This window comes from Streptomyces odonnellii (assembly GCF_000981895.1).
Lineage (GTDB): Bacteria > Actinomycetota > Actinomycetes > Streptomycetales > Streptomycetaceae > Streptomyces > Streptomyces odonnellii.
This window is the reverse complement of sequence record NZ_LATD01000455.1, coordinates 1-6,323: the sequence shown is the minus strand read 5'-3', so window position 1 is coordinate 6,323 and position 6,323 is coordinate 1. Positions and strand designations below refer to the sequence as shown.

6 protein-coding genes are annotated in these 6,323 nt (G+C 70.6%); 3 read left to right on the top strand and 3 right to left on the bottom strand.

Annotated features, from left to right (window positions below):
- Nucleotides 1-104: 104 nt before the first annotated feature.
- Nucleotides 105-599: a MarR family winged helix-turn-helix transcriptional regulator gene (locus WH07_RS32780; protein ID WP_106409741.1), complete on the bottom strand. Its 495-nt coding sequence runs from the start codon at nt 597-599 to the stop codon at nt 105-107.
- Nucleotides 600-806: 207 nt separating this feature from the next.
- Here WH07_RS32780 and WH07_RS32775 point away from each other — a divergent pair, with 207 nt between their 5' ends.
- Nucleotides 807-1,658 (top strand): lysozyme, encoded by an 852-nt coding sequence (locus WH07_RS32775; protein ID WP_046508242.1) that lies wholly within the window; start codon nt 807-809, stop codon nt 1,656-1,658.
- Nucleotides 1,659-1,760: 102 nt separating this feature from the next.
- On the opposite strand, the gene WH07_RS32770 is transcribed toward WH07_RS32775, so the two are convergent.
- Complete coding sequence (locus tag WH07_RS32770) at nt 1,761-2,210, bottom strand: ATP-binding protein (protein WP_332836388.1); 450 nt, start codon at nt 2,208-2,210, stop codon at nt 1,761-1,763.
- A gap of 106 nt (nt 2,211-2,316) precedes the next feature.
- Here WH07_RS32770 and WH07_RS32765 point away from each other — a divergent pair, with 106 nt between their 5' ends.
- Nucleotides 2,317-2,859 (top strand): GntR family transcriptional regulator, encoded by a 543-nt coding sequence (locus tag WH07_RS32765; protein WP_046508235.1) that lies wholly within the window; start codon nt 2,317-2,319, stop codon nt 2,857-2,859.
- Nucleotides 2,856-3,641, top strand: a complete 786-nt coding sequence (locus WH07_RS32760) for a GntR family transcriptional regulator (RefSeq protein WP_046508233.1) — start codon at nt 2,856-2,858, stop codon at nt 3,639-3,641. Before WH07_RS32765 ends, WH07_RS32760 begins: the two co-directional genes overlap by 4 nt.
- 69 nt (nt 3,642-3,710) lie before the next feature.
- Here WH07_RS32760 and lon read toward each other — a convergent pair whose 3' ends face one another.
- Nucleotides 3,711-6,185, bottom strand: coding sequence for an endopeptidase La (gene lon, locus WH07_RS32755; RefSeq protein WP_046508231.1), 2,475 nt, complete (start codon nt 6,183-6,185; stop codon nt 3,711-3,713).
- Nucleotides 6,186-6,323 lie beyond the last annotated feature (138 nt).

Genomic DNA, 6,323 nt, shown 5'->3' with positions numbered 1-6,323 from the left:
GCGGAGCGGCGAACGGAGCGGTGAGGCGGCCGCGGGAGGGGCCGTAAAGTGGGGTGTGAGGGGGCCGCGCTCCCCCCTCCCCGCCCCCGTCCTCCCCGGGGCGCTCAGCTCTCTGCGCGCTTGTTGAGGTGGTTCAGCAGCCGGGCCAGCTCGGCGATCTCCGCGCGGTCCCAGTCCGCCAGCTTCTGTACGTACATCGCGCGGCGCGCGTCCCGCACCCGCCGGAAGCGGGCCGTGCCCTCGTCGGTGATCCGGATGAGCCAGGCGCGCCCGTCCGCCGGATCGGGCTCGCGCGTGACCAGCCGCAGCTCCTCCAGGGCGCGGAGCTGCCGGCTCATCGTGGCCTTGCCGACGCCGAAGTACGCGGCCAGCTCGGTGGCGCGCTGCCCGCCGGTCTCCTCAAGCCGTACGAGCAGTCCGTACGCGGCGGGTTCCAGATCGGGATGGACCGCGCGCGCCATCTCTCCGGAATTGGCGCGGGCGCGACGCAAAAAGACCGCCAGTTCCCGCTCCAGGGCCAGGAATTCGTGGTCCACACCATTCCACCGGCCTTGCTCCGGTTCATTTTCCGTACTGCTTCCGTGCACGTCAGCACCCATCGCGCGCTTTTCCGCTCCTGAAAGTTTCTTTTGCCGACGACTGTTGCCGCAGCTCGGCCAGTATTTCGCAGGTTTATACCAACGGCAGCCGCGTGGCGCCCTTCCGTCACCTGGTCTACGTGCGTAGCTTCATGGGTGACATGTCCATCCCCACGACATGCCGACCCATCACGCGCACTCCCCCCACGAGGTCTTCGGAGGCACGCAATGCCCGTGCACAGATCCGGAACGACCGGCCGCTCGATCGCCGCCGCGGCCGCCGCGCTCCTCACCGTCCCCGCGCTCGCCCTCGCCCTGCCGGGTACGGCCGGCGCCGCCGACCTCCCGGCGGGCCCGCCGGGAGACGAGATTCCCCCACGAGGCTCTGCCCATATGGGCATGGGCGTAATCGAACACGATGGCCAGGGCGGTCTGCCCCGTACGGACCGTGCCGTCCAGACCGAAGGTGTGGACGTCTCGGGGCACCAGGGCAATGTCAACTGGTCGGCGCTGTGGAGCAGCGGTGTGAAGTGGGCCTATACCAAGGCCACCGAGGGGAACTACTACAAGAACCCCTACTTCGCGCAGCAGTACAACGGCTCGTACAACATCGGCATGATCCGTGGCGCGTACCACTTCGCCACCCCCAACGACTCCAGCGGCGCCAACCAGGCCAACTACTTCGCCGACGGCGGCGGCGCCTGGTCGCGCGACGGCAAGACCCTGCCGGGTGTGCTGGACATCGAGTGGAACCCGTACGGCGCGGCCTGCTACGGCAAGACGCAGTCCCAGATGGTCGCCTGGATCCGCGACTTCCTGACCACCTACCGGGCCCGCACCGGCCGTGACGCCGTGATCTACACGGCCACGAGCTGGTGGAAGGACTGCACCGGCAACTACGCGGGGTTCGGCAGCACGAACCCGCTCTGGATCGCCCGGTACGACACGACGGTCGGCGAACTCCCGGCCGGCTGGGGCTACCAGACGATCTGGCAGTACACCTCGACGGGCCCGATCGTGGGCGACCACAACCGCTTCAACGGCGCCCTGGACCGAGTCCAGGCCCTGGCCAACGGCTGACCCCAAGCCCCCGCGGTCCCGGCCCCTCCACGGACCGGGACCGCTCCGCGCCGCTCCGGCCGCGTATCGCGGCCTCCCTTCCGGGCTCTGTCGCATCCAGGCTCATGGTGCGGAGCGCAGCCACGCGGGAGCGGACTCCGTCTTGAACGCGAGCCACACGGTCTTGCCTACGGCGTGCTCAGCGACACCGAAGTCGTCGGCAAGCTCCTGCGCCAGCCACAGCCCCCGCCCCGAACACTGCCCGGTGTCCGGGCTCCGCGCCTCGGGGCATCCACCACCGCTGTCGCGCACCTCCAGCCGCACCAACAAGCCCTCCACACTGAGCCGCACACGGAATTCGCTTCCGACCGGACCACTGTGAAGCACGGCGTTGGTGGCGAGTTCGGAGGCGCAGATCCGAATGTCGTCCTGCCGGTCGGTGACACCCCACTCGGTGAGCGCGCCGAGGCGAAGTCGCGCGCTGAGCGGACCGAAGTCCGGGCTCGTGGAAAGCATCGCTGCCGTGACAGAGACACGGCGCATCACCGCCTTGGTCCTGGGCTGTACGATCACGGGAACTGTATCGCTATTCACAAAAATCAGCAAGGTGGAGCTGACATCGCCTGGGTCACTTACCGTGTAAAGCAGCAAGGTCGGCCGAGCCTGTGGGAGGGATGCCGTGAGCGCTGGTGAGTGGGTGAGCAGCTCGATGCCGTACGTGGCCGCTACGGAGGTAGGTGCGGCCGACGCCTGGGCGGCCGAGGCGGCCACGCGGGGGCGGCGCGGCGGGCAGCGGATCGTGGGCGCGGGCGAGGTCCCGGCACCGGCCGAAGCGGCCGAGTTGCTCAACGTCCCCGAGGGCGAGGCCGTCGTCGTCCGCAGACGGGTCATGTACCTGGACGAGCGGCCGTGCGAACTGACCGACACCTACTACCCTGCGGCCATCGCACGGGGAACCCGTCTCGCCGGTACGGCGAAAATCCCCGGCGGAGCCGTCGCCCTGCTCCGCGAGCTCGGACACGTGGGCGTGCTGGTCAGGGAAGACGTAACGGCCCGGATGCCCACCCCCGAGGAGCGGGACGCCTTGCGCACCGAGCCCGACGAGCCCGTCCTGCGTCTCGCACGGGTCACCCTCGACGCCGACGACCGGCCCGTCCAGGCCGACCTCATGACCATGCCGGCCCGCCTTCAGCGGCTGCGCTACGAGCTGCGGATCGGATGACCGTGCCCAGAACCGAACAGGACGCACACGACCGCCGTTCCCTTCACGAGCGGATCGCCGCCGACCTGCGTGACGAGATCATGACCGGCGATCTCGCCCCCGGCACCGGCCTGCCGTCCACCGCTCAGCTCAAGGACCGGTTCGGCGCGTCGAACGCCACCATCCAGAAGGCACTCCAGCTCCTCAAGGACGAACGGCTCGTCGTGGGCCGCGCGGGCGCTTCCGTGACCGTACGGGACCACCGGCAGTTCACCGTGCGGCCCGCCTCATACCTGGCCCCGGCCGCGGACAGTGAGCCGTACCGCTGGCTGACCGAGACCGCGAAGCACGGCGGGGAGGCCCGTAGCCGGCTGCTGTCCGTGGGCGAGGCGGCGCCTCCGGCGGACGTCGCCGCAGCGCTCGGCCTGCCCGAGGGCGATTCGGCTCTGCTCCGCCACCAGGTCCTCATGCTCGACGACGAACCGGTGGAGCTGGTCCATTCCTACTATCCGCTGGACATCGCCCGGGGCACCGCGCTGATGGAACGCCGCCGTATCAAGGGCGGAACCCCGGCGCTCCTGGCCTCACTCGGCCACCTGCCCCGCCTCAGCGTCGACCGCGTCTCCGCGCGTGTGCCCACGCAGGAGCAGTACGAGGCGCTCCGCCTGCCGGGCGACCTGCCCGTACTGCGGACGCTGCGCGTGGTGTACGGGGACGGCGAGCGGCCCATCGAGGCGACGGTCATGGCCAAGGCGGGCCATCTCTACGAGCTGCGGTACGAGTTCACGCCGGATGAGCCATGACCACGACTTGTACGGCCGCGGCCGGCCCCGGGTGGGGCCGGCCGTGGAGGGGTGCCGTTCGTGCGGGGGTCAGGCCGCGGTCTTGGTCAGGGTGTCCGAGATCTGGGCCGGGGACAGGGCCAGGTCCAGGACCTGGCGGACGTCCGTGACCGGGTGGACGTCCAGCTTGTCGAGGATCTCGGCCGGGACGTCGTCCAGGTCCGGTTCGTTGCGCTTCGGGATCACGACCGTCGTGATGCCCGCGCGGTGGGCCGCCAGCAGCTTCTGCTTGAGGCCGCCGATGGGCAGCACCCGGCCGGTCAGCGAGACCTCGCCGGTCATGGCGACATCCGTACGGACCAGCCGCCCGCTGAGCAGCGAGGCGAGCGCCGTCGTCATCGTGATGCCCGCGCTCGGGCCGTCCTTCGGCACCGCGCCCGCCGGGAAGTGGATGTGCACGCCCCGGTCCTTGAGGTCGGCCACCGGCAGCTCCAGTTCCGCGCCGTGCGAGCGGAGGAAGGAGAGCGCGATCCGCGCGGACTCCTTCATCACGTCGCCGAGCTGTCCGGTCAGGGTCAGCCCGGACGCGCCGGTCTCGGGATCGGCCAGCGACGCCTCCACGTACAGGACGTCGCCGCCCGCGCCGGTCACCGCGAGGCCCGTGGCCACGCCCGGCACCGCCGTACGCCGCTCGGCCGGGTCCTGCGCGGATTCGGGCACATGGTGCGGCCGGCCGATCAGCTTGCGCAGATGCTCGGCGCCGAGGGTGAACGGCAGCTCGCGGTCGCCCAGTTCGTGCTCGGCCGCGACCTTGCGGAGCAGCCGTGCGATGGCGCGCTCCAGGTTCCGTACGCCCGCCTCACGGGTGTACTCCCCCGCGAGCTTGCGCAGCACCTCGTCCTCCAGCGTGACCTCGCCGGGCTCCAGGCCCGCGCGTTCGAGCTGCCTCGGCAGCAGGTGGTCCCGGGCGATGACGATCTTCTCGTCCTCCGTGTAGCCGTCCAGCCTGACCAGCTCCATACGGTCGAGCAGCGCCTCCGGAATGGCCTCCAGAACATTCGCCGTGGCGAGGAACACCACGTCGGACAGGTCGAGTTCGACCTCCAGATAGTGGTCGCGGAAGGTGTGGTTCTGCGCCGGGTCCAGGACTTCGAGCAGCGCCGCGGCCGGGTCGCCGCGGAAGTCGGAGCCGACCTTGTCGATCTCGTCGAGCAGGACGACCGGGTTCATCGAACCCGCCTCCTTGATCGCCCGTACGATACGGCCCGGCAGCGCGCCCACGTACGTACGCCGGTGTCCGCGGATCTCCGCCTCGTCCCGTACGCCGCCGAGCGCGACCCGTACGAACTTGCGGCCCATCGCGTGCGCCACGCTCTCGCCGAGCGAGGTCTTGCCGACGCCGGGAGGGCCGACGAGGGCCAGTACGGCGCCTCCCCCCCGTCGCCCACCACCGCCCTCAACCGAGGCGCTTCGCGCCGCCCCTTGTTCGAGCCGGCCGCCGACCACGCCGAAACCGCGGTCCGCGCGCCGCTTGCGCACGGCCAGATACTCGGTGATCCGCTCCTTCACGTCCTCCAGGCCCGCGTGCTCGGCGTCGAGGACGGCCTGCGCGCCACGGATGTCGTACGCGTCCTCCGTGCGCTCGTTCCAGGGCAGCTCCAGGACCGTGTCCAGCCAGGTGCGGATCCAGGAACCCTCCGGGCTCTGGTCGGAGGCGCGCTCCAGCTTGTCGACCTCCTTGAGCGCGGCTTCCCGCACCTTCTGGGGGAGATCGGCGGCCTCGACACGCGACCGGTAGTCGCCTGACTCGTCCTCGTCCCCCTCGCCGTTCAGCTCGCGCAGCTCCTTGCGTACGGCGTCGAGCTGGCGGCGGAGCAGGAACTCGCGCTGCTGCTTGTCGACGCCCTCCTGGACGTCCTTGGCGATGGACTCGGCGACGTCCTGCTCGGCGAGGTGATGGCGGAGCTGCTCGGTGGCGAGCCGCAGCCGGGCGACCGGGTCGGTGGTCTCCAGCAGCTCGACCTTCTGGGCGGTGGAGAGGAACGGTGAGTAACCGGAGTTGTCGGCGAGCACGGACACGTCCTCGATCTGCTGGACACGGTCCACGACCTGCCAGGCACCGCGCTTCTTGAGCCAGTCGGTGGCGAGCGCCTTGTACTCCTTGACCAGCTCGACGACCGCGCCGGGCAGCGGGTCGGGGGCGGTCTCGTCGATGCTCAGCCCCTCGATCCAGAGGGCCGCGCCGGGCCCGGTCGTACCGGCCCCGATCTGTACGCGTCCACGCCCCCGGATCAGCGCGCCGGGGTCGCCGTCGGAGAGCCGGCCGACCTGCTCGACGGTCCCGAGCACGCCGATCCCGGCATAGGTCCCGTCGATGCGCGGCACGAGCAGCACCTTCGGCTTGCCCTTCCCGCCGTCCCCGACCCGAGCGGCGGCCTGCGCGGCCTCCACAGCGGCCCGGACCTCGGCATCGGACAGGTCGAGCGGCACCACCATGCCGGGCAGCACGACCTCGTCGTCGAGCGGCAGCACGGGAAGCGTGAGCGGTGTGGACATGGCAGCCATGATCTCCCCTTCGGCAGTCAAGTTGAGCTATATCGACTCAATGCTTGTGAGCCTCGGTATGTTCCCCGGGGGATGTTCGCTCTGAGCGATCGCACTGCCACGGCGGCGGGAGGGGCCGTGTGGGGTGAACGCCGGGGG

Coding starts and splice junctions, on each gene's coding strand:
- WH07_RS32780 (WP_106409741.1), bottom strand. CDS start 599: ATGGGTGCTGACGTGCACGGAAGCAGTACGGAAAATGAACCGGAGCAA.
- WH07_RS32775 (WP_046508242.1), top strand. CDS start 807: ATGCCCGTGCACAGATCCGGAACGACCGGCCGCTCGATCGCCGCCGCG.
- WH07_RS32760 (WP_046508233.1), top strand. CDS start 2,856: ATGACCGTGCCCAGAACCGAACAGGACGCACACGACCGCCGTTCCCTT.
- lon (WP_046508231.1), bottom strand. CDS start 6,185: ATGGCTGCCATGTCCACACCGCTCACGCTTCCCGTGCTGCCGCTCGAC.